Origin of the sequence: Algoriphagus aurantiacus (assembly GCF_035156405.1) — a bacterium.
GTDB lineage: Bacteria > Bacteroidota > Bacteroidia > Cytophagales > Cyclobacteriaceae > Algoriphagus > Algoriphagus aurantiacus.
Genome location: NZ_JAXRUT010000010.1, coordinates 130348 through 155423 on the forward strand (window position 1 = coordinate 130348; position 25076 = coordinate 155423).

At 38.8% G+C, this 25076-nt stretch carries 22 protein-coding genes; 12 read left to right on the forward strand and 10 right to left on the reverse strand.

What is annotated here, in order from left to right; genetic code table 11:
* The first annotated feature begins 32 nt into the window (after positions 1-32).
* From SYJ56_RS12010 to SYJ56_RS12030, 5 genes are read left to right on the forward strand one after another with little or no spacing between them, the layout of a single operon-like run.
* Positions 33-686 (forward strand): MBL fold metallo-hydrolase, encoded by a 654-nt coding sequence (locus SYJ56_RS12010; RefSeq protein WP_323834361.1) that lies wholly within the window; start codon positions 33-35, stop codon positions 684-686.
* Positions 683-1375 (forward strand): CDP-diacylglycerol--serine O-phosphatidyltransferase, encoded by a 693-nt coding sequence (gene pssA / locus SYJ56_RS12015; protein ID WP_323834363.1) that lies wholly within the window; start codon positions 683-685, stop codon positions 1373-1375. The genes SYJ56_RS12010 and pssA overlap by 4 nt, the downstream gene beginning before the upstream one ends.
* Complete coding sequence (gene porU / locus SYJ56_RS12020) at positions 1372-4626, forward strand: type IX secretion system sortase PorU (RefSeq protein ID WP_323834365.1); 3255 nt, start codon at positions 1372-1374, stop codon at positions 4624-4626. Before pssA ends, porU begins: the two co-directional genes overlap by 4 nt.
* A complete protein-coding gene (gene porV / locus SYJ56_RS12025; protein WP_323834367.1) occupies positions 4623-5840 on the forward strand; it encodes a type IX secretion system outer membrane channel protein PorV in 1218 nt (405 codons plus the stop codon). The genes porU and porV overlap by 4 nt, the downstream gene beginning before the upstream one ends.
* 2 nt (positions 5841-5842) lie before the next feature.
* The gene (locus SYJ56_RS12030) at positions 5843-7114 is read left to right on the forward strand and encodes a M16 family metallopeptidase (RefSeq protein WP_323834369.1); all 1272 of its coding nucleotides are present in this window, start codon (positions 5843-5845) and stop codon (positions 7112-7114) included.
* On the opposite strand, the gene SYJ56_RS12035 is transcribed toward SYJ56_RS12030, so the two are convergent.
* Genes SYJ56_RS12035 through SYJ56_RS12045 form a run of 3 tightly spaced genes read right to left on the reverse strand, consistent with a single transcriptional unit; the run spans position 7115 to position 9393 of the window.
* Complete coding sequence (locus tag SYJ56_RS12035) at positions 7115-8065, reverse strand: glycosyltransferase family A protein (protein ID WP_323834371.1); 951 nt, start codon at positions 8063-8065, stop codon at positions 7115-7117.
* A gap of 1 nt (position 8066) precedes the next feature.
* Positions 8067-8996 carry a hypothetical protein gene (locus SYJ56_RS12040; RefSeq protein ID WP_323834373.1) on the reverse strand — a complete coding sequence of 310 codons (930 nt, stop codon included), beginning with the start codon at positions 8994-8996 and terminating at the stop codon, positions 8067-8069.
* Complete coding sequence (locus tag SYJ56_RS12045) at positions 8968-9393, reverse strand: sugar 3,4-ketoisomerase (RefSeq protein WP_323834374.1); 426 nt, start codon at positions 9391-9393, stop codon at positions 8968-8970. The genes SYJ56_RS12040 and SYJ56_RS12045 overlap by 29 nt, the downstream gene beginning before the upstream one ends.
* Before the next feature lie 104 nt (positions 9394-9497).
* Here SYJ56_RS12045 and SYJ56_RS12050 point away from each other — a divergent pair, with 104 nt between their 5' ends.
* On the forward strand, positions 9498-10124 hold the full coding sequence (locus SYJ56_RS12050; protein ID WP_323834375.1) for an IMPACT family protein: 627 nt from the start codon (positions 9498-9500) through the stop codon (positions 10122-10124).
* On the opposite strand, the gene SYJ56_RS12055 is transcribed toward SYJ56_RS12050, so the two are convergent.
* From SYJ56_RS12055 to SYJ56_RS12065, 3 genes are read right to left on the reverse strand one after another with little or no spacing between them, the layout of a single operon-like run.
* Entirely contained in the window at positions 10117-10716 is a 600-nt protein-coding gene (locus tag SYJ56_RS12055; RefSeq protein WP_323834377.1) for a 3'-5' exonuclease, read from the reverse strand. The genes SYJ56_RS12050 and SYJ56_RS12055 overlap by 8 nt on opposite strands.
* The gene (gene nhaC / locus SYJ56_RS12060; RefSeq protein ID WP_323834378.1) at positions 10713-12176 is read right to left on the reverse strand and encodes a Na+/H+ antiporter NhaC; all 1464 of its coding nucleotides are present in this window, start codon (positions 12174-12176) and stop codon (positions 10713-10715) included. Before nhaC ends, SYJ56_RS12055 begins: the two co-directional genes overlap by 4 nt.
* A 50-nt stretch (positions 12177-12226) precedes the next feature.
* Positions 12227-13354, reverse strand: coding sequence for an NAD(P)/FAD-dependent oxidoreductase (locus SYJ56_RS12065; RefSeq protein WP_323834380.1), 1128 nt, complete (start codon positions 13352-13354; stop codon positions 12227-12229).
* Between the two features lie 75 nt (positions 13355-13429).
* Here SYJ56_RS12065 and SYJ56_RS12070 point away from each other — a divergent pair, with 75 nt between their 5' ends.
* Entirely contained in the window at positions 13430-13909 is a 480-nt protein-coding gene (locus SYJ56_RS12070; RefSeq protein WP_323834382.1) for an Mpo1 family 2-hydroxy fatty acid dioxygenase, read from the forward strand.
* On the opposite strand, the gene SYJ56_RS12075 is transcribed toward SYJ56_RS12070, so the two are convergent.
* Positions 13903-16209 (reverse strand): patatin-like phospholipase family protein, encoded by a 2307-nt coding sequence (locus tag SYJ56_RS12075; RefSeq protein ID WP_323834384.1) that lies wholly within the window; start codon positions 16207-16209, stop codon positions 13903-13905. The genes SYJ56_RS12070 and SYJ56_RS12075 overlap by 7 nt on opposite strands.
* A 219-nt stretch (positions 16210-16428) precedes the next feature.
* Between SYJ56_RS12075 and SYJ56_RS12080 the strand changes: the two genes are divergently transcribed.
* A complete protein-coding gene (locus SYJ56_RS12080; protein ID WP_323834386.1) occupies positions 16429-16926 on the forward strand; it encodes a DUF4494 domain-containing protein in 498 nt (165 codons plus the stop codon).
* Between the two features lie 391 nt (positions 16927-17317).
* Complete coding sequence (locus SYJ56_RS12085) at positions 17318-18385, forward strand: PAS domain-containing protein (protein WP_323834388.1); 1068 nt, start codon at positions 17318-17320, stop codon at positions 18383-18385.
* A gap of 74 nt (positions 18386-18459) precedes the next feature.
* Here the strand turns inward: SYJ56_RS12085 and SYJ56_RS12090 are convergent, their stop codons facing one another.
* The gene (locus tag SYJ56_RS12090) at positions 18460-19332 is read right to left on the reverse strand and encodes an SDR family oxidoreductase (protein WP_323834390.1); all 873 of its coding nucleotides are present in this window, start codon (positions 19330-19332) and stop codon (positions 18460-18462) included.
* A 98-nt stretch (positions 19333-19430) separates the two neighbouring features.
* Here SYJ56_RS12090 and SYJ56_RS12095 point away from each other — a divergent pair, with 98 nt between their 5' ends.
* Positions 19431-20294, forward strand: coding sequence for a hypothetical protein (locus tag SYJ56_RS12095; protein WP_323834391.1), 864 nt, complete (start codon positions 19431-19433; stop codon positions 20292-20294).
* 52 nt (positions 20295-20346) lie between these two features.
* Here the strand turns inward: SYJ56_RS12095 and ahcY are convergent, their stop codons facing one another.
* Positions 20347-21666: an adenosylhomocysteinase gene (gene ahcY, locus SYJ56_RS12100; protein ID WP_323834393.1), complete on the reverse strand. Its 1320-nt coding sequence runs from the start codon at positions 21664-21666 to the stop codon at positions 20347-20349.
* An 80-nt stretch (positions 21667-21746) separates the two neighbouring features.
* The gene (locus SYJ56_RS12105) at positions 21747-22508 is read right to left on the reverse strand and encodes a biotin--[acetyl-CoA-carboxylase] ligase (protein WP_323834395.1); all 762 of its coding nucleotides are present in this window, start codon (positions 22506-22508) and stop codon (positions 21747-21749) included.
* Between the two features lie 63 nt (positions 22509-22571).
* Between SYJ56_RS12105 and rsfS the strand changes: the two genes are divergently transcribed.
* Both rsfS and ftsH read left to right on the forward strand, forming a co-directional pair.
* Positions 22572-22919: a ribosome silencing factor gene (gene rsfS / locus SYJ56_RS12110; protein ID WP_323834397.1), complete on the forward strand. Its 348-nt coding sequence runs from the start codon at positions 22572-22574 to the stop codon at positions 22917-22919.
* Between the two features lie 63 nt (positions 22920-22982).
* Positions 22983-25052 (forward strand): ATP-dependent zinc metalloprotease FtsH, encoded by a 2070-nt coding sequence (ftsH, locus tag SYJ56_RS12115; protein WP_323834399.1) that lies wholly within the window; start codon positions 22983-22985, stop codon positions 25050-25052.
* The last annotated feature ends 24 nt before the right edge of the window (positions 25053-25076 follow it).

Consider the following 25076-nt stretch of genomic DNA (forward strand, 5'->3'; position numbering starts at 1 on the left):
TTATTTTGTTCCATTACTGATATACATTTCCAATGCTTCATATTAAGTCTTTTACATTCAACCCTTTTGAGGAAAACACCTATTTGTTATATGACGAAAAAGGCAATGGCACTTTGATTGATCCAGGCTGCTTTGATCTTGGTGAACGAAAAGAGTTGCTGGATTTTGTGACGGAGAAGAAGATTCGTATCACCCAACTACTGAATACGCACTGCCATATTGATCATGTCTTGGGAAATGCATGGGCGAAAAAAACATTCGGCGTCGAACTTCTAATCCACAAAGAAGAAGCTGCGGTCCTAAAGGCAGTAGAAGTTTACGCACCCAATTACGGTTTTGTAGGCTATGAAACCAGTGAAGCAGATGGATTTCTGATCGAGGGAGAAGAGATCAAAGTTGGTGATGAAGTGCTCAAAATCATCTTTGTCCCCGGACATGCTCCTGGTCATGTCGCTTTTTACCATGAACCTTCAAATCAGTGCATAGCCGGCGACACGTTGTTTAGAGGCAGTATTGGTCGCACAGATTTACCAGGTGGAAACCATGATTTACTTTTGAGCAAGATCAAGTCAGAGCTTTTCTCGCTACCTGAGCAAACGGTGATCTACCCAGGACATGGTCCTGAAACTACGATAGCTTTCGAAAAAACTCATAACCCTTTCGTGGGTATAAATGCAAGACTTTGAAAATCAAATCTCATATCCCAAATGCAATAACTCTACTCAATTTACTTTCAGGAGTAATCGGAATTATTTGGGTAATCAATGGAAATATTGTTTCAGGAGCCTATTTTATCATTTTAGCTGCGGTCTTTGACTTCTTTGATGGCTTTGCCGCTAGACTGCTAAACGTACAAGGCGAAATAGGAAAACAAATCGACTCTTTAGCTGACATGGTGTCTTTTGGTGTACTTCCAGGGATGATCCTTTTTCAAATGGCCCAAGTCAACAGCAACATAGTTTGGCTACCCTACCTCACTTTGATAGTCCCACTATTATCAGCTGTTAGGTTAGCAAAGTTTAATTTGGACACCAGACAAAGCGATAAATTCATTGGTTTACCTACTCCTGCAAATGCACTATTTATGAGCACCTTACCTTACTTTGCCATAGAATGGCCATGGGTTGGAACTTGGCTCACCTCACCTTTTTTCTTGGTGGGAATAGCTTGGATATTTTCAATTTTACTACTTGTTGAGATACCACTAATCGCATTGAAATTCAAGTCCTATTCCTTGATAGAAAATAAATTCAGGTACACGCTTTTGGCAATTGGACTCGCACTTATCTTACTGTTCGGTCTGGCAGGTATTCCACTGGTAATACTAGCATACTTAGGTTTATCACTAGTGGAAAATAGTATGATTCCCAAATGATTAGCCAAAACTACAAGCTTCTATTCTTCTTACTTTTCAACGTTCTGTTGATTGAATCAGCTTCTAGTCAAAATTCATTTTTCAAATTTAAAATCGCTGAGGAAGGAATCTATAGAATAAGTGCCAGTCAAGCTCAAATGCTAGGCATCAATTCGTTGGAAGAAGTGGCAGTTTTTGGATACCCGGGGATGCTGCCCCAACTTGTGCAAAACGAAAACTTAGAACTGCAAGAAATTCCAAGTTTGAAAAAAGACGGTAATTTATATGTCTATCTTTCATCCCCTCATAGCTATACCTTTAATGAAGATGGGATTGATTATCGACACAATCTATATGCTGATTCTATCAGTTTTCTGATTGGGACATCCCAAAACTCAAAGAGAATAACAACGGAATACGGGCAAGCAGGCACTTTAGCTCCAGCTGTTCTTTACCAATGGAACTGGCTCAAGGAGGAAGAAAATAACATTTTAAATTCAGGCCGAGTTTGGTATTCACGTGCAGTCGCCCCAGGGGTAACACGAGGATATTCCTTCCCTTTAACAACAAATGCTAGTGCCAGCTGGAAATTTTTCGCAAAAGTAATGGGTAGGTCAAGCACTGAATCGAAAATAAGCTTGGCAGCAGATGAGTTGATTATTGGAGAGAGTTCATTCGACGGAATTCCAAGCAGTACTTATGCTATTAAAGGTCAAGAATCCAGTGTTGATGAAAGCTTTTTACCTGTTGGCAATAAAATAGAGAGGTTGAGAATTTCATTCCAAACTTCAGACATAAATGGATCGGGGTATTTTGAATTTATAGGGATTGGCGTACCTCATGCTACTGATGCCTTAGATGAAGGAGTTTATTCTTCTAGTCAAGCAGCTGCAATTCCCATATCTCCTTCGGCTGGTTTATCTGTTTGGGAAATAAGCGATTTTTTCAACCCAAAAGCACTCGATCTCAGTTCAAAATCTATTGTTTCTGGAAAGAAATTTATTGTTTTTAAAGAGGAAGGAACCAAAGAAATATCACAAATAGAATCAGCAAATCTTGCGCTAAGAACGCAATCCTCTTGGCCAGACTTATTAATTATTGCTCCTAAACTACTGACTAATTCCGCAGAGAAACTCAGTCTGCACAAAATCGGAATGGGCATCTATGCTGAGGTTGTGTACCTCGAAGATATTTACGATTCATTCGGGTATGGCAACCCCGACCTAAACGCAATTCGCAATTTGATTGCTTGGCATTATCATCAAGGAGGAAAACTCCAAAATGTCTTAATCCTTGGCAAAGGGACTTTTGATTACAAAGGTATTTTGGGAGGAAGACCAAATCTGGCACCTATTTATACCAGTAGAAACAGTTTAAATCCCTTGACTACATTCAGCTCAGATGATTATTTTTCCCTACTTGAATTTGGCCAAGGCGAATGGGAAGAAAGCCGTGAAGGAGATGAAGAGATGCAAATCGGCGTTGGGAGATTGCCAGTGATTAATCCGCAAGAAGCCAAGATAGTGGTAGACAAAATCATTGACTACGAAAGCAATCCCAAGGCTGGAGACTGGAAAAAAACAGTGACTTTCTTCGCGGATGATGGAGATAACAATATCCATCTAAGAGACTCAGAAACTCATGCCGCCTTTCTGAGTGAAAATCACAAGGAATATAAGCAAGTAAAATTGTATCTGGACAGATTTGATCAGGAGAAAAGTGGAGATAGCCAATCTTCCCAGAAAGCTAAAACTGCCCTAAAGGAAGTATTAGATAGTGGAACTTTACTTTTGAATTATATAGGTCATGGAAATGAAACTACATTAACAGCAGAGGAAGTTTTCATGACATCGGACATCGCGAACTGGGCTAATCAGGATCAATTGCCTTTGTGGATAACAGCAACCTGCGAATTTGGACGACACGACAGCCCATTTTTGAGATCTGCTGCTGAAGAGCTTTTGATTTCTCCAAGTAAGGGTGCAATAGGACTTTTGAGTACTGGAAGACCTGTCTTCAGCAGTGTAAATTTTTCCTTGAATGAAGCTTTTATTGAGGAAGTTTTCAGGCTTGAAAATGGACAGACCCAAGATCTGGGGAGTATTTTCCGAAACACAAAAAACAAAAGTCAAAACGGAGCCCTTAACAGAAATTTCAGCCTTTTGGCTGATCCAAGCATGAAACTGGCCAAGTCAGAATTTCTAATTGAGTTTACTTCATTGAAAGATCCTACAAGTCAAAATCCACTGGATACACTTTCCGCTCTTCAAGAAGTAGAATTTGAAGCCGAAGTGATTAATCCAAGCACAGGAGGAATATCAACAAGCTTTGACGGAGTTTATACTTTTGAACTACATGACAAACCTACTACGAGTAAAACTTTGGGAAACGAAAGTAGCCCGGTAGAATTTGAGGAAGAAAACATTCTGATTTTTAAAGGAACAGGAGAAATTGTTTCTGGAAGGATCAAAGGAAAGATGATTGTACCAAAAAATATAAATCAGGAATTCGGAGAAGGGAGGATTCGGATCTTCGGTGAAAATCAGGATCAGACATGGGACGCTTTTGGATTTAGCTCACCTATTGTAGGTGGGACTTCCAACAATTCTCCAATAGACACGAAAGGCCCTGAAATAACTGCGGCTTTTGGAGGAAAGGGACAAGCACCTTTTACTTCCCCTTCTAAATCCATAGAAATGGTAGCATCCTTTTCAGATTCAAGTGGCATAAATATTTCAGGGCTTCTACCATCGGAGAATTTGACAGTACAAATAAATCAAGATGATCCGATAATATTAAATGAGTTTTTTACTTCAGAAAACAATTCATACTCTAGTGGTAAAGTGACCTTTGTACTTAAAGATTTAAAAGAAGGTAAGAATTCGGTAACAATCCGAGCTTGGGATATCTTAGGTAATGAAAGCTTGCTTAATCAGGAGATAATCGTGGAAGGAAGTGATAGATTAAGGATATTGAGTCACAAAACTTACCCCAATCCAACGCAAGTTGACAGTCATTTTGAGCTTGAGCACAATCAACCTGGAGAAAATCTAATGCTAACACTTGGAGTTTACCAAGCAGATGGCAAGATACTATTTATAGAAAGTGTGCGTTTAGTCCATGCTAGCGCCCACATAGATGATTTGGTTTGGTTTTTTTTACAAAACCAAACCAAATATCCAGCAAAAGGGTCTTATATTTACAAATTATCGCTCCAATCAGAACTCGACAACTCTACAGATTCTGTAAGCGGACAAATCGTGATTCAATGAAAAAAATAGCCACTAAGAATAGGAAAAACTTACTTATTGCAGTTTTTACCCTGGCTACTTTATCTGCATATGCGCAGAACAGCACTATTATCTCTGGTCAAGATCCTGATCGAAGAGTGATTACTACAGCCGTACCCTTCCTGAATTTTGCTCCCGACTCCAGACATTCTGGAATGGGAGACGTAGGTGTAGCACTCTCCCCTGACGCAAGTTCTGCTCATTGGAATGCCGGACAACTTGCATTTGTAGAAGATCAAATGGGCTTTTCGCTCTCTTATTCACCATGGCTTGGAAAGCTTGTCAACGATATGTCTCTAAGTTACTTGACAGGATTTTTCAAAATCGATGAAGTTTCTGCTTTTGGATTTGACCTTCGCTACTTCAATATGGGCGATATTCAATTAACTGATGGCAGAGGAAATCCATTAGGTGAATTTAATCCTCGGGATATTGCCATAGGCGGAACATATTCAAGAAAACTCTCCTCATACTTAGGACTGGGAATTTCTGCCCGCTTCATTTACTCTAACCTTTCTGGGAACATCTCATCAGTAGGCGGGAGTGAAGCCAAACCAGGAATAAGTGTTGGAACCGACGTAGGACTTTACTATTCGAAACCAATCTTTGCTGGCGCAAAAGACGCCAACTTCTCTTGGGGCCTTAGTATTTCGAATATTGGCCCGAAAATCACTTATAATTCAGCAGATGATCTCGATTACATCCCTACCAATTTAAAGGTTGGTACGGCTTACTCCATAGATCTTGACCCAATGAACACGATTACTTTTGCATTGGATCTAAATAAACTTCTAGTACCTACCCCGCCCATCTATGCAACAAATGAAGATGGAACTTTGGCGACAGATGATAATGGTAACCTCATCATTAATCCAGGAGATGGAAAAGACCCTAATCGTCCTTTGATTTCAGGAATGTTTGGTTCTTTCGCTGATGCCCCAGGAGGATTTTCAGAGGAAATGCAGGAGATCATGATTTCATTCGGCGTTGAATATAATTACGACGATAAGTTTGCACTACGTACAGGCTATTTCTATGAGAACCCCAATAAAGGCGGAAGAAAGTACTTCACCATGGGCGTAGGTTTTGATCTGAAAAAACTTGGGTTTGACTTCTCCTACTTAGTTCCTCAACAGCAAAATCACCCGCTCGCAGAGACGTTAAGGTTCTCTTTATTGTACAATATCCCCAATTAACAATGCTTTTAGACAGGTCAAAGGCTCCGGAATTTCAGGTTCCAGAGGATTTTGAACTTTTGCCCCCATCGGAATTCCAACTTCCCAATGGAGCTAGGTTCTTTTATATCCCTACACCAGGTTTAGAGGCAGTTAAAATTGATGTGCTTTGCAAAGGTCAGCGTGCCTCTCTCCCACTCGATCAAACACTTGTATCTTCCTTCACGCTGCAAATGCTCCAGGAAGGAACAAAAAAGAAAACCGCTGGTGAAATCGCTGAATTTTTTGATTTTTATGCCTCAGAAGTTCATCCGATTTTAACTTTCTCTCATGAAGGACTTGGTCTTTTATCTACCAAAAAGCATCTTAATACTGTATTGGAAGTATTTATTTCCTTATTTACTGAGTCTACCTTTCCTGCCGATATGTTGGAAAAACGTCAGTCTCAGAGAAAACTTAGTATTAAACTAGAAAAAGAGAAAACAGCATCCAGAGCAAGTCAAGTTTTTAGAAAATGCCTGTTCGGAGCAACACATCCCTACGGGGTAGAAGTAGAGGAAAGCCACGTTAATAGTGTATCCAGAGATCAACTGATTTATTATTACGAGACAATGCTTTGGCAAGAACTAGAAATTTTCTTAAATGGGGATTTCGATTCTAAAGAGCTGGAAATTCTTTGTCATCTATTTGGTCAATTACCAAATCGTGTAGTTGCAGAGCCTGTTCTTTTGCCAAGAATCAATACACTTCTGGCAGTAACTGAACCTAAATTGAAATCTGTTCAAAGCAGTATTCGAATTGGTAGCTGGTCCATTCCAAAAACCCATCCAGATTTTATCGCTCTCACGGTATTTAACACGATTCTTGGAGGATATTTTGGCTCTCGACTTGTCAAAAACATCCGCGAAGACAAAGGTCATACTTATGGGATTCACTCTTCACTAACTGAAATTGGTGACTCAAACTATTGGGTAATAGCAGCCGATGTACAAAAAGCATTTTATCCTGAAGTGCTCAAGGAAATCTATCATGAAATCCAGGTTTTAACAGAGGTAGAAATTAATGCAGATGAACTGGAGGTAGTTAGAAACTATCTTATCGGACAGATGCTTAAGCAATTCAGCACTTCTTTTGACTTGATTGATAGGTTCAAAGCCGTGTATCATTCGGGAATGGACTTTACTTATTACGAAGAAAAATTGGCATATCTGAAAAAATTCAATGCAAAGGACATACTTAGGATAGGTCAAAAATATTTCTCCAATCCTCCATTTATTGAAGTAATAGTTGGCTGATCAAGTCAATGTGACATAAAGCCAAGAAATGTCCAAACGAATACGAAGCCAAAGCCTATATAAACTAAATTCCAAACTTTTTACCTCTAACTGCTTAGCTAAGATTACGAAACCTTTTGCCGGATCGAAGTTTGCTGACCATAGCGCGTGCTTCAATTCAAATAAGACACGCGCTTTTAAAGCCGAATCTTCACTTGATGCCCTATTCATCGCTCTGATTTTTTCACAGACACGAAGAGTGCTTGGAAGCATATCTGAGTGATAACTCTTGTATTGATTTGCAGAAAATGAAGCCGGGTGTTTCCTCTTATAAACCCCGACGTGGTCAGAAAAAACAACCGGATATTTATTAGTCAGGCGTAATTGGATATCAAAATCTTCGTAAGTCAGCAATGCATCATATCCCTCTTCTTGCCTGAGGATTTGAGTTCTAAAAACCACTGTTGGAGAAGATATAAAACTTTTACTTATCAGTAGTTGATAAAATTCCCTTTCTAAAATTTTCCCCCTTAGATTATTAATATCTATACGCTGGTAATAGTTATTACGAGCCCCATTCTCTTCACTTATGAAAGCATCAGAGAATACGAATGCTGCATTTGGAACTTGTTTTAATCTATCAACTGAAAAAGAAAGGTGTTGGGGATATAAAAAGTCATCTCCAGAAAGATCAACGACAAATTCCCCATTCGACAGATTCAACAGTTCATTAAAGAGTTTACAATAGGGTATGGATTCTGATTTATAGGTTACAGAAATTGAAAAATTAAACGAATGCTTTTTTACCCAATCCCGAATTATTCCAGCCGTTTGGTCCGAGCTCCCATTATCAGCTATGATCAATTCCACGGATTCATAGGACTGACTCAGTACACTATCCAATGCTTTTTCAATCCACTTCTCATGATTAAATGCTATACAAATTACAGTGACCCTATCTTCCTTTTCCATATCAGATCTTCTTAACCCAGGTGATCTTGTTGCAAATATCATTTGAGAATCGGGACTTGAAGAACATCAAGCTATGATTTGCGCCATCCTCGAGGTCTGAAGATCCGAGGTCTATAAAATTCACTTTTTGTTCAACAGCCAACTGAAAAAGCTCATTGAGGATAAGCTCCCCACCATACTTAACGGAGATTTTCGGATTAATCGCTGACAGAAAATAATAGAGTGAATCGCTGGTAAGTTTGACACCAAGTGAATATCCGATTGCAACTCCATGTTTGCTCATAGTGATCAAGAAATACCTATCGGGATATTGAGAAACTTGTTGCACAATTTTATTCTCATCTAACGCTACCTCATAGCCTTTTTGAGTATTCCATGATCTGATTTCTTTCAAAAACCCAAAGTTGGAAATTGAGGAGTGACTGACTTTATGGCCAACATTTTTACTCTTTGCTTGAATCTTTGCTGATTCTTTTTGTGCCAACTTCTTGATCTTCTTTTTCCCGATAAAAAAATGATGGCTTAATACTTTTTCTTGATCAAAACCACTTTTAAACAACAGATAATTGATCAAATCAAAGTGCGGTTCGTAGGGTTTAGGGCTCTGGGTTAGAGAAATAGAGTGAATACCCCGATGATTCAATTCATCAATGATAGCCAAAATGAAAGCTTCTAGAGAAGCAGAGCTCAAACCCTCATGAATCCAAAACCCACCGAAGGGTGATTGCGGTAATGAAATAGCTTCGCCGGATTTAGAAATAGCAAAGGTTATGTGTGCTTTAGATTTATGCTTTTTCTCCCAAAGAAAATCCAAGTGATCCTGATAGTTATCAAATGGAAAATTGCTTAAAAAATAATCCTTTTCCTCTTTCAAGGAAGAAATTACCCGAAGCTCGTGGGATTCACTTATTTCTTTCTTGAAGCTTTCCAAAATAGTCTAGGTCTCTAATATAATCATCTTCTGAAAAAGCCTGATCCGACATGCCAAGCAACACTGAATTAGTTGTAAATCGGGCAACCAACCAATTTAAAGGTGGAATAAAAACGGCTTGTTCGGGTGAATCAAGCTTGAAATTATAAACCTCACCCTGTGCGGACTGAATCTCCAATTGGATTTTTCCTGCCACAGCCACGATCACTTGCGATTCTTGCCAATGTGCATGATTTCCACGAGTATCTCCATCCTGCACATTTGAAATCCAAAAGCATCTCTGAATCCCATTTGGAAAGAGTTCTAAATTCTCCCAGAAGTGTAGATTTCCAGTATCACTGGAAATCCCAGGAAGGGTAAAAATATATGGTATTTGCGCAGTTAATGATTCAGGCATTACTATTAATTTCCTCTTTTTTAAAATTAAGATAATTAGAATGGATTACCTGTTACCCATTTGTTAATTTTCTAAATTCGCTCCTCCTCAACCTTATCTCATTCATGTCAGATTTCGGCGATGATTCAACATTCGAAGATACATTTTTTACTGTTTCCAAAACCAGTGAAGGTCTATACAAAGACAGGAGTAGCAAATTTTTCTATTTCTCTTACCCTGTAAAAAATGAAGAAGAAATCAAAACCCATCTAGCTGAGCTTCGGAAAAAGTACTTTGACGCCAGACATCATTGCTTTGCCTGGGCTCTCGGAAAAGATGGAGATCACTACAGAGCCAATGACGATGGAGAGCCCAATCATTCTGCAGGAGATCCTATTTTAGGACAGATTAGATCAAAAAACCTTACAAATATTCTGATCGTAGTCGTTCGCTATTTCGGAGGAACAAAATTGGGAATAGGTGGCTTGATTCAAGCCTACAAGACTTCCGCTGCTTTAGCGATAGAAGAAAATGAAATTGTAGAAGAACAGGTAAAAACTTCAGTTTCCATTCAATTTTCTTACCCCGTGATGAATGATGTCATGAAAATTATTAAAGCCCATGATTTACAGATTCTATCTCAAGAAATGACCTTGGACTGCCAAATGCAGTTAGAATTCAGGGAAGGATTGGCCGATAAAATTGTTAATTCACTTAAGGAAATCGAAAATCTGGAGCTAACTATTACTTGAATAATTCATCCAAATAGCCTTCAACTTTTAACTTTTTGAAAATCTCCAAACAACCCCATGCGTCGGTTGCTGCATACCGTTGTTGCTTAGTAGTAAGTTTTTCTGCTTCCCAGTTGGACACTTGCTCAGATTTTGAAATCCGAATCCCAAGCACCATTGCACATAGATTGCGTACGCCAATATTTAAAAACCCAACTCTTTTCAGTTCATCATTTAGATCGAAAAATGAATTCGCATAAAAAGAGTCCGTGAGCTTCCTTAGTCCTTTGATATCATCATGGACAGCCGCACCTACTTTCACTATACTCTCTTTTTCCAGAATATTTCGAATGGAATCAGGAAAACCAATTTTGTTTAAACGAAATAAAAAAGCCTGTGTCGAAGTAGAAAGCTGAAGTAAGGACACCTGATTTATCACTCCTTTTTGAAAAGCCGGTTTGGTCTCAGTATCAAATCCAATAACCCGCTGTTGAACAAGAAATTCTGCAACCTCCTCTACATCTTCAACTCTATCGATTAAAAACATTTCACCCTCAAACTGTCCTAGTGGAAGGGCATTTACTTCTTCTTTGGTAATCTTAAATGGAATCATACAAACTTTTCTTCTTCTACTTCATCGTAATAAGTGATCCCGATTTTGAAATAGCCATACAGAATGGTCATAAAGGGACTAATAATATTAAAAAAACAATAGGGAGCATACGTCAAAGTAGCTACACCTAATACCGAAGCTTGGGTAGCTCCACATGTGTTCCAAGGCACCAACACAGAGGTAACTGTACCAGAATCTTCCAAGGTTCGGCTGAGATTCTCTGGAGCTAAACCTCTCTTCTTATACACATCTGCATACATTCTGCCCGGTACTAGGATAGCCAAATATTGATCGGAAGTAGTGATATTAAAAAACACACAGGTAGCAACTGTTGAAGCTATCAATGACCCTACACTATGGACTTTCTGAATCACGGCTGCAGCAAGAACTCTTAGCATGCCGCTTTCTTCCATGATTCCACCGAAGACCATTGCAGCTATTATTAGCCAAATGGTGTTCATCATCCCTCCCATTCCACTGGTAACTAGCAATTCATTGACCACATCGTTGGAGGTAGAAATACTAATTTCTCCATAAAGAGACATCATTACAGCCTTGAAGCTTAGGTAGGCATAGGATGCGTTTTCACTAGCTATTAGACGAATAATATCTGGTTGAAAAATAATTGCAAAAAGACCTCCTAACAGTGCTCCGGTGAGCAAGGCGGGTATGGCTGGTACTTTTCTCACAATCATAACAATCACCAAAATTGGAACAATAAACAGCCATCCGGTTACATTGAATTTCTCTAAAATAACGTCCGAAATAGCTTGCACATCATTTACAGCACCATTTACGTCATAGTTCAATCCAATCACTACAAAAATGATCAACGTGATCGTCATGGAAGGAATGGTTGTCCTAGCCATGTAACGAATATGGGTAAACAAATCCGTACCCGCCATTGCAGGAGCCAGATTAGTTGTGTCAGAAAGTGGTGACATTTTATCGCCAAAATAAGCTCCAGAAATAATCGCTCCAGCAATTATTCCTTCTTCAAAACCCAGTGCTTTTCCTATTCCCAATAGAGCTACACCTACAGTGGCTACTGTAGTCCAGCTACTTCCTGTAGCTACTGAAACGATGGCACTAACGATACATGCCGCAACCAAGAATATCGCTGGACTTAAAATCTGCAGTCCATAATAAATCATGGCAGGGACAATTCCACTGAGCAACCAAGTGCCGGCTAGTGCCCCAATAAGAAAGAGAATCAGAATACTAGACATAGCTGCACTGATACTTTTTATAACTCCGTCCTGAAGTGTTTCCCAATTATATCCTAAACGAAAAATTGCAACCAAAGCTGCAACCATTGAAGAAAGGATAAGAACAATTTGGTTAGAACCTGAAAGTCCATCTGTGCCGAAAACCTGAATATTCAATACCAATAAGACGATCAAAAAACCTAGGGGAATCAGTGCGTCAAAAACTGTTGGAGTACGGGTAATACCTTGCATCAATTGGGATTTGGTGAGTTAAGGGTTTGAATCTAATGAAAAAATATTAATTACATCTTGGACAAAAGTACAGAAAGCTCCTTCCCTACTTGCCAACCAATTGCTACTCCCATTCCGCCAAGGCGGACCGCAGCAACAGTTTTAGTACCCACTTGCTGGATGAGAGGAGATTTAATTTTGCCAAAAGCCATAATTCCAGTCCATTCAGTATCCCAAGCAATACTTTTATCAGGGAAAATCACCTCACTTGCTAACTTTTCTAACTGAGATTTTATTTTCGGGTTAACCTTAAAATCAGTACTTTTTTCACCTTCAAAATCTTTATTCCTTGCACCTCCTAGAAGTAATCTCCCGTCAATTTGCCGAAAATAAACGTAGCCCTTGTCGATGTGGAATGTACCTTTCCAGGGGATTTTAAAATCCAAGGGTTTAGATAAAAGGATCAATCCTCTAGCTGGCTGAATATCTGAATCTGGCCAAAGTTTCTTAGTGAATGCATTGGTACAAATAGCGATTTTCTTCGCGGTAAACTCCAGACTTGTTTCTCCTGTACTATCTTCTGCCAAGACCATTCCTTCATCCTTTCGTACTTCACAGACAGAAACACCCGTTAATATTCGAATACCTTCCTGCTGGGCCAATTCCCAAAGTGAAGTCATGTACATTCCAGGGTCTAGCTCACCTTCATATTTATTTTTGACAATTGATTTGACTTGGTCAGCGAAACCCATTTTACCTGGATTCTTAACCTGAGAAAAAACATCTTCATTAAAAATAGGTTTGAGAAGTTTATTTACTCCAGCCATTTGGTCCAAAGCTTCTAACTGGCTTTCACCCAGTAGCTCATATCCATTAGACTGGATATACCCCAGATTTCTCTCTCCAAACTTCTTCCCAATCGCTCTGAGACCTTTATATCTTCGCTCTACTAGCTCCAAAACTTCCGCATGTGTCATATGCCAGAAATCATCCAATATCTCCGTCAGACTCCCAAAGCATGCAAAACCAGCATTTTTTGTACTTGCTCCCGTCGGAAAAACTCCACGCTCTAACACAAGCACATTTGCCTTTGGATGTTTTACCTTGTAATGAATAGCTGTGGAAAGTCCCACAAAGCCCGATCCTACCACAATAAGATCGTAATGAAAAAAGTGTTTTTTCTCCCAATAGCTGAACATTTTGAATTTTTGAAAAAGGAATTAAAATAGATTTAGTATTTTAAATAAATCTAAGAGATATAATCCCAAAATACCATGAGAAAGATTGATGTGTTATTCCACGAGTACGGGCTTAGTCATCAAAACATGACAAATAAGCTCATTCATTGGTTTTGTGTACCTGCAATTTTTTTCAGTATTGTAGGTTTGATTTTTAGTATTCCTGCTGGTCCACTTCCAGAACTTTTGCCATTCCTTGATAATTTCGCCAATTGGGCCACAGTGGTTTTGGCTTTGGTGTTGATTTACTACCTCATGCTTTCTACACCACTTACTTTGGGAATGTTTCTATTTTCGGCACTCTGTCTTGCTGTCGCGAATTTCATTGATCTGAATTTCCCCGGTAAACTATGGATGATTAGTCTTGGGATTTTCTTGCTTTCTTGGATCTTTCAATTTTATGGACATAAGATTGAGGGCAAAAAACCCACTTTTCTCAAAGACCTTCAGTTTTTGCTAATAGGCCCAGCATGGCTGATGCATTTTATCTACAAAAAGTGGGGATTTGCTTATTGAGGATTTTTGTCTTCCAACAATAAACTGTCCTCTAGTACTGTTTGATTTTTGGTGAAAAGCTCTTCCAAGCGCTTCAAAGAACTTTGATTTTTCAGCGTATATACACTTTCCAAAATTGACTTTTTCTCCCTAGCTGTCAATCGCCAATTCAAAGATGCCCGCTGCATCGTCTCTTGACTTTCTGTCAATTCCTCCGCTTGAACCTTATCAGGGGCATATTCAAACTCAATCCTTTCCAAATCAAATGGCATAGATTCAGCCATATAATTGAATAATACTTCATTCTGAATGGTTTGCACATTGTCCCAATTAGCATAGATATTTTTCAACGGGGTAAAAACCTTCTCAAAAATCCTTTGGGGAAAACTTGGTGCTATTTCAGTTACTTTTTCAGAATCTCTAATCGTTACCAAAACCACTCCTCCTGTATTTTCAATGATCCAGGATTGAAAGACAAACATAAAACGGAGTGCATCCTGAATACCAAAGTTATCGGACAAACCCGTGTCCATGGTCTCCATCACTGGGTCTGAAGGAAGTTCGATATTTGGCGTGATAAATGGAAAAGTAGCACTCATTCTCAAAGCAGTCAGAAATCTTAGATTCTTGGAATCATGATCTTGAAAAAAACGAAGAAAATCAATCGTTTGCTTTTTCTCATCAGTACCCAATTTTCCAAGCATGGATGTCCCAAAAAATGACATGGAATGTGGAGAAATCACCAGCTTTCTACCATCATTTGTAATCAAAGTAGTAACTGGAAGTAGCGGAATACTACCCGAAAATTCTGGTTCTTTATAAGCAGATATAGGCTTATCGAGAATTCCTTCAGTATTTTTATTCAGTTGATTTTCAAAAGCAAACCCTCTATCCTTTAGGTAATTACGACCATTGTAATGGAAATTTTGATTTCGAATCAATAAATCATTCACTAGCAAAGTGAAAATAATCGGATTGAGATTATCAGCCGAGATTTGATCAAGATATTTTTCATCTAAAGGGTTTATCGATGGGTCAGTCAGGGATCTTAGGTAAATTTCTCTGAAAAAAGCTTCTCCCAAAACACCACCTGAAGCCCCAGTGAGCAGTTCGGTATGCTTCAATACCTCACCCGACTCGATTTTATACATACTTTGTAAAACCTTAACAGTCCAAAGTGCTGCCCGCTGTCCTCCACCACTTGCAGCCACCATTACTAGTTTTGGTTTACTTTCGTTAGGAAACTTCGCTTTCCAATTATCCAAGATATTCAAGACATTTTCACGATCTTTTTGGACTAAGTCAGGAGACAAAAGACTATCCATATGAGCAAGACTATAGGTAACAGGAGGTACTGAATAATCTAACCCGTACGCCTCGTGGGGACGATTGAGGAAATTGAAATTGCTGAAATAATTAGCCAAAATCAGAAAGGCAAATACCGCAAATGTAGACCATCGCCTCAGCCAAAAACTTACCGCTCCCACCAACATAACCAGAATGGCGAACAATAGAGTTGCACTCATCGCCGCAGGTAATTGGAGGTAGGGATTCTCTTTGAAAAAGCCCAAAAACAAGACAAAGAGGATCAAGAATATTTGAATAATAAATAGATTCAGGTGATTCTGATCGAACACTCGAAGCAGCTTTGTCCCTTCAAATCTGGATATATCTGGTCTTACCTTCTCGGGCCGAAGGTTAATGTTTAGGTAGTATAAAACCTTGTATTTTTGAGTTTTTAGATCCTTGTATTGGCTGAGGACATTAGCTCTTGTCAGCCGGACTTTACGAAGGTTTTTATCTACCGTCCCCGCAAACAGGATAAAGAAATCCTTATTTGTAATAGCAAAATAGCCAAATATCACCGAATAGGTAATTACTCCGCCTCCCACGAATCCAAGAAAAAAATACATCACCTCCCAATCATTTGACAGGTTATTTCCAAGCTGAAAACTTACAAAGTTGAATACGTAAACTATATAAAAAATCAGTGGGATGATTCCATTATTCACACAATAATGGATAAATGGCCGATTCAGTATCGCTAAAAACGGAAAATGTCTACCCTCCATAATGTAAGTAGACATATGAAATGCCATGGTCAAAAAAGCAAATCCCACTCCCATTAAAAAAAAACTCACCCAAGAAACCTTATGCAAATATTCAGGATCAAGAAAAAGAAAAGGAATACCTAATATTACACCTAAGTATTCCAAAATCACCCCCATCAGTGCTACCCAAATGAGTGTAAGACCTAGATTTTTTCTCAGATGAAGTAATAATAATTGTACTGGAAAACTGTACCAGATTTTGTCCCGCATGTAATTGGTTTTGCGATAATTTACCTAATTTCTTTAACTCCCCACAATCTTAACTCATTTTCACTTTGGCTTGGGGAAATCCATATTATTTGACAAATAAATCAGTTTGAATATCAATGAGTTACTTGTTTTTATTTGTTTGCTAGAATTTCTAATGCTGAAATCACCCTTGTGCTTCAAAGGATAAATTTTACCTTCGAAGCTCAAACTGAAAGAATTATGAGAACTTGGTTTTTGTGCAAAGTCAAATACGCAAAGGAAAATGAGCAGGGTTTACTTAAAAATATTTCCGAGCAATATCTAGTTGATGCGGTATCTTTTACCGAGGCAGAAGCAATTCTATATGATAGACTTGCCTCTCAGATTCGTGGGGATTTCCAAGTTACCGGTATCAGCAAAAGTAATATTGTAGATGTATTCTTTTATGAGGATGCTGACATATGGCATAAGTGTAAAATTTCTTACATGGTCGCTGATGGAGAAAGTGGTAAAGAGAAAAAAGTCACTCAATACATGATCGTCACTGCCGGTGATGTAAAAGAAGCCTACGATAGAATTCAGGAAAGCCTAGGAAATATGTTGGTAAGTTTTAGGGTACCAGATATTGTAGAGAGCCCAATTGTAGAAGTCTTCCCTTTTGAACGAGATGAAGTAGCAGAGCAATTGCCAGAAGGAAACTTCAGACCAGTTTCAGAAGTCACACAAGATGAAGAATAATATAACTCAATAAGACAAGTAATAAAAAAGGGCCGCAAATGCGGCCCTTTTTTATTACTTGAAAATATGTTTAATTATTTTCCTCCTCTATCCAAACTGTTTCATAAGGGCTTTTCCATCAACCTGAACTAATAAAGAGAACAGTATCACCATAGTTCACATAGGTCCTAACCCCTATTTTCTCTTCATCTCAATCTTCCTTTTCAGACACTAAAACAAGAAAGAGCTCACCTTGCTATTAAAGGAAACTTTACTTTTCTGTCCGTAATTTCTCCATAAATCTAGAAACAATATTGTGAAAATTTAATTGTTTTAAATATAAAATTATGTATTTTAAATTAGTTTTTATGTTTTTTGAATAATTCAATTTAATAATTATTAGATTTGATCCATGAATGATTACGATGCTATTCAGGCTCTGAGTCACCTAGCTGTTGTTTCCGATTACTTTCTACAGGTAACCTTAGACAAGACTGGGAGAGTCATTGCATCAGACTCTGGTATCGGTCCAGTTCCTACTTTTTTTGATAATAAAAAGAAACCAATTTATTTTGCAGACTGCTTTGTAGCATCAAATTGGGGGAGATATGAGAGCCAGCGCATAAAAGCTTGGAATAATTCACATCAATCCTTTACTGTTACTCTTCAAAAGATAGTTCACCCTCAGGGTGATTTAATAGATACAACTTGGGAGTTCTATTTTATTTCAGAAGACTTTGGTACCTGCCTAGGAATCGGTCATCCAGTCAACCAGCCAATGCCTTACAATTTTGGGCTGGGAGATTTTTTTGATAGTACTATGAATGAAGGAAAGGAAATTATAGACAGTATATTAGAAGATAAATTAATAGGTTTTTGGGAATTTGATCTTGCAAAAAAGGAAGATAAAATTAGCCAGGGGTTGGGGCAAATGTTGGGTTATACGCAAGCTGAATTAGCTGAAACAACTCCTATTTCTTGGCAAAAGCACATTCATCCAGAAGACTTCCCTAATCTATTGAGGGATCTTGGAAATCATTTTAAGACCCCGGGAAATATTCCTTTCAAAAAGGAATTTAGAATAACCCAGAAAACAAATCAGACTATCTGGGCTTTAGGTTTTGGTAAAACTATTGAATGGTCAAAGATTGGACGTCCTACAAAAATAGCAGGATGTATTTTGGATATTTCCGACAGAAAGAAACATGAAATCTGGCTCAAAGAACATCAATACTTTCTCAAGGAACTTGCCTTTGAGCAGTCACATACACTTCGGGCAAGAGTGGCAAACATACTCGGTATACTAGAAATTCTCGACAGCGAGCCTCAAAACAACGAATCCAAGCGACTCGTAGAGCTAATCAAAAAAGAAACAAAATTGCTGGATCAATCACTAAAGAAAAGCATCAAGGAATCTGTACAAATAAACAAATCAATAGAAAACGATTTGTCAAACGATATAAATTCTTCAACTTTTTAATGGGTAGATTTCAGTCACTCAAAGATTTCTGATCTTCCATCTAGCTTTCAGATAGCCCCAAATCAATTTGGGGCTCATACCTTTTTTCCTCTTGAAGCTTCCATCATGTCCCACATTTCTTCTGGTATCTGATCCAGGTTATTAAATTCACCTGCCCCTTTCAGCCACTCTCCACCATCTATGGTCATGACTTCTCCATTTACGTAACTGGAATAATCAGAAACTAGGTAGGCAGCCAGATTAGCCAGCTCCTGATGCTGTCCCACTCTGCCCACAGGCACTTTCTTCGCGGGATCGAATTTCTTAACTAAATCACCCGGCAACAATCTGCTCCATGCTCCTTCTGTAGGAAATGGTCCTGGTGCAATCGCATTAGATCGAATTCCATATTTTGCCCATTCCACAGCCAAAGAACGCGTCAGTGCCAAAACTCCTGCTTTTGCAGCAGCAGAAGGAACTACATAACCTGATCCAGTCCAAGCGTAAGTAGTCACAATGTTGAGAAAAGTACCCGGTTGCTTTTTTATAATCCAGTCTTTACCAGCAGTAAGAGTCACCTGAGAAGTGCCTTTCAGCACAATGTCCAAAACAGTATTAAAGGCATTAGTAGATAGTCGCTCCGTAGGACTTATAAAATTCCCTGCCGCATTGTTCAGCACTACATGAATTTGTCCCAACTGATCCGTGGCATCTTTCCACATGGCTTCGACCTGATCAATCTCCCGAACATCACAGGCTAATGGGATTACTTTCCCACCCTTAGCAGTCATCATTTCTTTTGCAGTTCCCTCCAATACATCGAGCTTACGAGAAGTAATTACAAGGTTGGCGCCAAGCTCCAAAAAATATTCTCCCATTGATCTTCCAAGCCCTGTACCACCACCGGTAATTACAATATTTTTCCCTTTCAGTGCCTCAGCTTTGAGCATACCTTCTGCTAAAATCATAGATTTGTGGTTTATCATCGATTTCGAAGATAGTTATTTCGGCTTGGTAATTGAAGGACGATTACGAAACCAACTCTAATATTTTTAATACCTACTTAATGAAAAAATTAATTTTCATATTCATCATGCTAATTCCCATTTTGATGAGTTGTGAGGAAGATGAAGACAAAGTAATCCAAACTGACTTGCCCACAGAGGCAGATCAGCTATTTAGTATTTCAACCGATTGGAGTGAAAGTCTGTATTTCGCAATGATCTCCTGGGAAGAATATCAACAAATGGACACTGTTGGGTTACCGAGTTGTCCAGACATTATCATAAACGAAGACACCAAGGAAATCACTTTAAATTTCTTGGGAACTACTGCCTGTGTCCAATCAGGGGAGTATGATCGAAGCGGAAAGCTGATTATCAAATTTGACACTACCGCTCAAAGCCCAAATAAAAATTGGACTATGGAATATGAAGATTATCAATTTGGTTCCAATGCTCTGGAAGGAATCCGGAATTTTTCAAGTGATGATTCGCTCCAAATTTTAGAAGAATTCACAGAAATCATAGAAAGAACAGAAAATGATCTTAGCACAGAATTCTCTGGGAAATATATACACACGAAAACCTACGTTATAGATTCGTTAACAACCGATTCACTTACAAATGACTCATTGTTAATTAGTACAGAATTAAAAAGCTTCTCTTCAGTAGGAAGTATAAAAGGTGTTAATGCGGCTGGACGAGCTTTTGAAATTACGATTGACAATCCTATAACGCATTCTATTTCTTGTTATCAGCAAAACGAAATTCTTCCAAACACAGGGAAAGAAAACTGGTTTGTATCACGCGGGGGAAATTCTGAAGTAAATTATTCGACAACTTATGAACAATTGCTCGAGGATTGCAAAGTTGCTGTCAATACGATTTTACCTGACGGAAGAAAATTACTGCTAAACCCTGGGGAATAGTAACACAAAAAGCCCCGATTCGCATCGGGGCTTTCATCATAAATTTAATCTGTTAATATCTGTAATAGTCAGGCTTGAATGGGCCTTCTACAGTTACTCCGATGTATTCAGCTTGATCCTGAGAGAGAACTTCTAGATCAACACCCAATTTTGCAAGGTGCAAAGCAGCTACTTTCTCGTCCAAATGCTTAGGCAACACATATACACCTGGCTTGTATTCGTCTGTATTGTTCCACAGTTCTAGTTGTGCCAAAACCTGGTTGGTAAATGAATTAGACATCACGAAAGATGGGTGACCAGTAGCACAGCCAAGGTTTACTAAGCGGCCTTCCGCCAAAACGATAATCTCATTGCCATCTACATTATAAAGATCGACCTGAGGTTTAATCTCTATTTTAGTATTACCGTAAGTTCCATTTAACCACGCCATATCGATTTCATTATCGAAGTGACCGATATTACATACGATAGTTTTATCTCTCATCGATCTGAAATGCTCCTCAGTGATAATGTTTTTATTACCAGTAGCAGTTACTACAATATCAGCTTCCTTCACAGCATTTGTCATTTTTTTCACTGCAAAGCCATCCATAGCAGCTTGCAATGCACAGATTGGATCTATTTCAGTGACAATCACTCTTGCCCCAGCACCTCTTAGAGAAGCAGCAGAACCTTTCCCTACGTCACCATATCCACCTACTACGGCTACTTTACCAGCCATCATCACATCCGTCGCTCTTCTGATTGCATCTACTAATGATTCCTTACAGCCGTATTTGTTGTCAAACTTGGACTTAGTCACAGAATCATTCACGTTGATGGCAGGCATTGGAAGTGTTCCCTTCTTCATTCTTTCGTACAATCTGTGCACACCCGTGGTAGTCTCTTCAGAAAGACCTTTGATGCCACCAACTAATTCTGGATACTGATCCAGAACCATGTTAGTTAAGTCCCCACCGTCATCCAAGATCATATTCAATGGCTGACGATCTTCTCCGAAAAACAAAGTTTGCTCAATACACCAATCAAAATCCTTCTCGTTCAAACCTTTCCAAGCATAAACAGAAACACCTGCAGCAGCAATAGCAGCAGCTGCATGATCTTGAGTAGAAAAAATGTTACAAGATGACCAAGTAACATCTGCTCCAAGAGCAACTAAAGTCTCAATCAAAACCGCAGTCTGGATAGTCATGTGAAGACAACCTGCTATTCTTGCGCCTTTTAAAGGCTGAGAAGCACCATACTCGTCTCTTAGGGCCATCAAACCTGGCATTTCGGCTTCTGCCAATTTGATTTCTTTTCTGCCCCACTCTGCCAAGGAAATATCTTTCACCTTGTATTGAACGAATTTTTCAGATTTAATTTCTGACATAATATTGATAGTTAACGTATTAATTTCACTAAAAACTTGCGCAAAGGTACCCTATAAAATCTGGAATCTAAAATCACTTCCTACTGGAGAAAGGAAATTTCCTTTAATCCAAAAATGGCAATTTCTCCATTCCTCGATTCCATTTCCAATTTTCCATCTACAGTTATCCCAACTATTTTTCCTGAGAATTGTTCTCCATTTGCTGTATAATTGGCCCAACTTCCAATTCTATATAAATGCATCAAATATTCAGCCTTGATTTCTTTCCATTTTCCTTTTTTTAATTGAATATATCCCTGCTCTAATTGTGTGATTAAAAGGCGAAACAATTCTTCTAAATTGAACTGACTTCCAGTAATTGATCGAATGGACGAAGCATTTGGAGAATCAAACCCTAGTTGATTAATATTCAATCCTATACCCACAATAGCAAACTCCCATTCTTTGCCAGAGAACGTATTTTCGATCAAAATCCCTCCAATCTTGCCAAATCCAGGAACTATCAAATCATTGGGCCATTTCACTTCTAAATGAGAGACATAATCTTGGAGCAAGCGTCTGATGCTATTGGAAATAGCCATGTTCAGATAAAACTGCTCAGATATATCCATAAAATCTGGTCTTAGCACTAGCGAGAACGTGAGGTTTTGACCAGCTTGGGACTGCCACATATTACCACGCTGCCCCTTCCCTTTTGTTTGATGTTGGCAAATTATGATGCTACCTTCTGTTGCCTTATTCTGCCTGACCAAATTCAAGGCAATGTCATTAGTGGAATGACACTCTGGCAGGAAATGAACATCTTTCCCTAAAAAAATGGTATTGGCAAGAATTTTATACATAAATTTTAAATTCGTCTAAAATGGATATTTTTATCCCTGACATTGCAAAATTAATTGAATAATATGACAGCAGAAGAGCTGAGCAAAGTAATCATCAAAGGAATGGAGGAAAAAAAAGCTTCTGACATCGTATTGATGGATCTAAGAAACATTAAAAACACTGTGACAGATTTTTTTGTTATTTGTTCAGGCAACTCTGATTCACAATTAGACGCAATTGCAGATTCTATTGAAGAAGAAGTGATAAAAATTGGTCAAGGAAATCCATGGAAAAGTGAAGGAAAAAGTAGCCGTCAGTGGATATTAGTAGATTATGTGAACGTTGTGGCGCATATTTTCCTTAAAGATAAGAGAGCATTTTATGGATTAGAAGACCTTTGGGGAGATGCTAAAGTCACCCGAATTGGTTAACTACCAAAAACTTTCAGCATTACACTTCGTTTACCTTAAATTTATGAATTACCCTTATAAGAAATGAGCGACACTAAGAATAAAAACAAAAAATTTACCCCAAAGGCACCTCAAAAGCCCAATTTTCAGCTATGGCTGATTATTGCTGCAGTTGCTGTCCTACTTGGACTAACGTGGATTCAGAACAGAAATGCCGTAGTCGATATTACTCAAAAGAGATTTGAGGACATGTATTTGGCTGGTGATGTATCCAAAGTAACCATGGTTAAAAATATGGAGCGTGTGGACATCACACTGAAATCTACTGCTTTAACTACAGATAAATACAAGACAGAATTGGAATCCAATTCTACTTTTTTCAATCCTCAGGGCCCTCATTATTCCTTTGAGGTTGCATCTGTAGAAAAATTTGCAACTGACTTTGATACTCTTAAAGAGCAAGTATCACAAGCAGATCGAATTGAACTATCTGTGGCAACTGAGGAAAACTGGAGTAGCTACTTTGGAAGTTTTGGTTTCTTGATTTTATTGTTTGTTCTTTTCTGGTTCATGATGCGCCGAATGGCAGGGCCTTCAGGACCAGGTGGACAGATATTCAATGTAGGTAAGTCCAAAGCTCAATTGTTCGATGCTGAAAACAAAGTCAAAATCACTTTTGACAATGTGGCAGGATTGGACGAAGCGAAAGAAGAAGTTCAGGAAATCGTTGAATTCCTTCAAAACCCCGGAAAATTTACTAAACTAGGCGGTAAAATACCTAAGGGAGCATTGCTAGTAGGCCCTCCAGGTACAGGTAAAACGTTGCTTGCAAAAGCAGTTGCGGGCGAAGCAGGGGTTCCATTCTTTACCTTATCAGGTTCTGATTTCGTAGAAATGTTTGTAGGTGTTGGTGCTGCCAGAGTTCGTGATCTGTTCAAGCAGGCCAAAGAAAAAGCACCATGTATTATCTTTATTGATGAGATCGATGCAATCGGTAGATCTAGGGGTAAAGGTCAAATGCCAGGTTCCAATGACGAAAGAGAAAATACACTTAATTCCTTATTGGTGGAAATGGATGGCTTTGGTACCGATACAGGAGTAATCGTAGTCGCTGCCACTAATAGACCTGATGTATTGGATAGCGCTTTGCTAAGACCTGGACGATTCGACAGACAGATTTCTATAGACAAACCAGACATCGTAGGAAGAGAAGCTATCTTCAAAGTTCACCTGAAACCAATCAAAACGGCTGATGATGTGGATCCAAAAAAATGTGCTGCTCAAACTCCTGGTTTTGCTGGTGCTGAAATCGCAAACGTATGTAATGAGGCGGCCCTGATCGCCGCTAGAAGAAATAAATCTGCTGTAGATATGCAGGATTTCCAAGATGCAGTAGATCGTGTTATTGGAGGTCTTGAAAAGAAAAATAAAATTATTTCTCCTGAAGAGAAGAAAATTGTAGCCTTTCACGAAGCCGGTCACGCAGTAGCAGGCTGGTTCTTAGAGCATGCTGACCCATTGGTAAAAGTAAGTATCGTACCTCGTGGAGTGGCTGCTTTGGGCTATGCGCAGTATCTTCCGAAAGAACAGTTCTTGTACCAAACAGAGCAACTGATGGATGAAATGTGTATGACACTAGGTGGTCGGGCTGCTGAAGAAATTATCTTCAAGAAAATCTCAACAGGTGCACTAAGCGATTTGGAGCGTGTTACAAAATTGGCTTACTCTATCGTTTCTGTGTATGGCATGAATGATAAAATCGGGAATGTGTCCTTCTACGATTCCAAAGGGGACGGGTACAAGATGACCAAGCCTTATTCTGAAACTACTGCTGAGGTGATTGATGAGGAAGTAAGAAAACTTATTCAGTCCGCTTATGACAGAACAAAAGAATTGCTAACTCACCGAATCAAAGAACTTGGCATCTTGGCTAAAGAACTATTGGAAAAAGAAATACTGTTTCAAGCTGATTTGGAGCGATTAATTGGCAAAAGACCTTTCGATAAGGAAACAACTTATCAAGCATATACTAATAAAAAGGATGTATTGAAAGAGCCAGACTTAATATCTAAAGACGAAGAGAATAATCCCGAATCTTCAGACCCTCTCATAGATCCTATTCCGGAGCCAAATTCTGATAATCGAATTATTTAAATAAAAGCCCCGATATGCTCGGGG

Excerpts from the sequence above, each read along its gene's own strand:
- ahcY (WP_323834393.1), bottom strand. The coding sequence starts at position 21,666 with ATGTCAGAAATTAAATCTGAAAAATTCGTTCAATACAAGGTGAAAGAT.
- SYJ56_RS12050 (WP_323834375.1), top strand. The coding sequence starts at position 9,498 with ATGTCAGATTTCGGCGATGATTCAACATTCGAAGATACATTTTTTACT.
- SYJ56_RS12030 (WP_323834369.1), top strand. The coding sequence starts at position 5,843 with ATGCTTTTAGACAGGTCAAAGGCTCCGGAATTTCAGGTTCCAGAGGAT.
- SYJ56_RS12105 (WP_323834395.1), bottom strand. The coding sequence starts at position 22,508 with ATGTATAAAATTCTTGCCAATACCATTTTTTTAGGGAAAGATGTTCAT.
- SYJ56_RS12070 (WP_323834382.1), top strand. The coding sequence starts at position 13,430 with ATGAGAAAGATTGATGTGTTATTCCACGAGTACGGGCTTAGTCATCAA.
- porU (WP_323834365.1), top strand. The coding sequence starts at position 1,372 with ATGATTAGCCAAAACTACAAGCTTCTATTCTTCTTACTTTTCAACGTT.
- rsfS (WP_323834397.1), top strand. The coding sequence starts at position 22,572 with ATGACAGCAGAAGAGCTGAGCAAAGTAATCATCAAAGGAATGGAGGAA.
- SYJ56_RS12095 (WP_323834391.1), top strand. The coding sequence starts at position 19,431 with ATGAAAAAATTAATTTTCATATTCATCATGCTAATTCCCATTTTGATG.
- porV (WP_323834367.1), top strand. The coding sequence starts at position 4,623 with ATGAAAAAAATAGCCACTAAGAATAGGAAAAACTTACTTATTGCAGTT.
- SYJ56_RS12035 (WP_323834371.1), bottom strand. The coding sequence starts at position 8,065 with ATGGAAAAGGAAGATAGGGTCACTGTAATTTGTATAGCATTTAATCAT.
- SYJ56_RS12045 (WP_323834374.1), bottom strand. The coding sequence starts at position 9,393 with ATGCCTGAATCATTAACTGCGCAAATACCATATATTTTTACCCTTCCT.
- SYJ56_RS12075 (WP_323834384.1), bottom strand. The coding sequence starts at position 16,209 with ATGCGGGACAAAATCTGGTACAGTTTTCCAGTACAATTATTATTACTT.
- SYJ56_RS12055 (WP_323834377.1), bottom strand. The coding sequence starts at position 10,716 with ATGATTCCATTTAAGATTACCAAAGAAGAAGTAAATGCCCTTCCACTA.
- ftsH (WP_323834399.1), top strand. The coding sequence starts at position 22,983 with ATGAGCGACACTAAGAATAAAAACAAAAAATTTACCCCAAAGGCACCT.
- SYJ56_RS12010 (WP_323834361.1), top strand. The coding sequence starts at position 33 with ATGCTTCATATTAAGTCTTTTACATTCAACCCTTTTGAGGAAAACACC.
- SYJ56_RS12085 (WP_323834388.1), top strand. The coding sequence starts at position 17,318 with ATGAATGATTACGATGCTATTCAGGCTCTGAGTCACCTAGCTGTTGTT.
- SYJ56_RS12065 (WP_323834380.1), bottom strand. The coding sequence starts at position 13,354 with ATGTTCAGCTATTGGGAGAAAAAACACTTTTTTCATTACGATCTTATT.
- SYJ56_RS12090 (WP_323834390.1), bottom strand. The coding sequence starts at position 19,332 with ATGATTTTAGCAGAAGGTATGCTCAAAGCTGAGGCACTGAAAGGGAAA.
- SYJ56_RS12080 (WP_323834386.1), top strand. The coding sequence starts at position 16,429 with ATGAGAACTTGGTTTTTGTGCAAAGTCAAATACGCAAAGGAAAATGAG.
- nhaC (WP_323834378.1), bottom strand. The coding sequence starts at position 12,176 with ATGCAAGGTATTACCCGTACTCCAACAGTTTTTGACGCACTGATTCCC.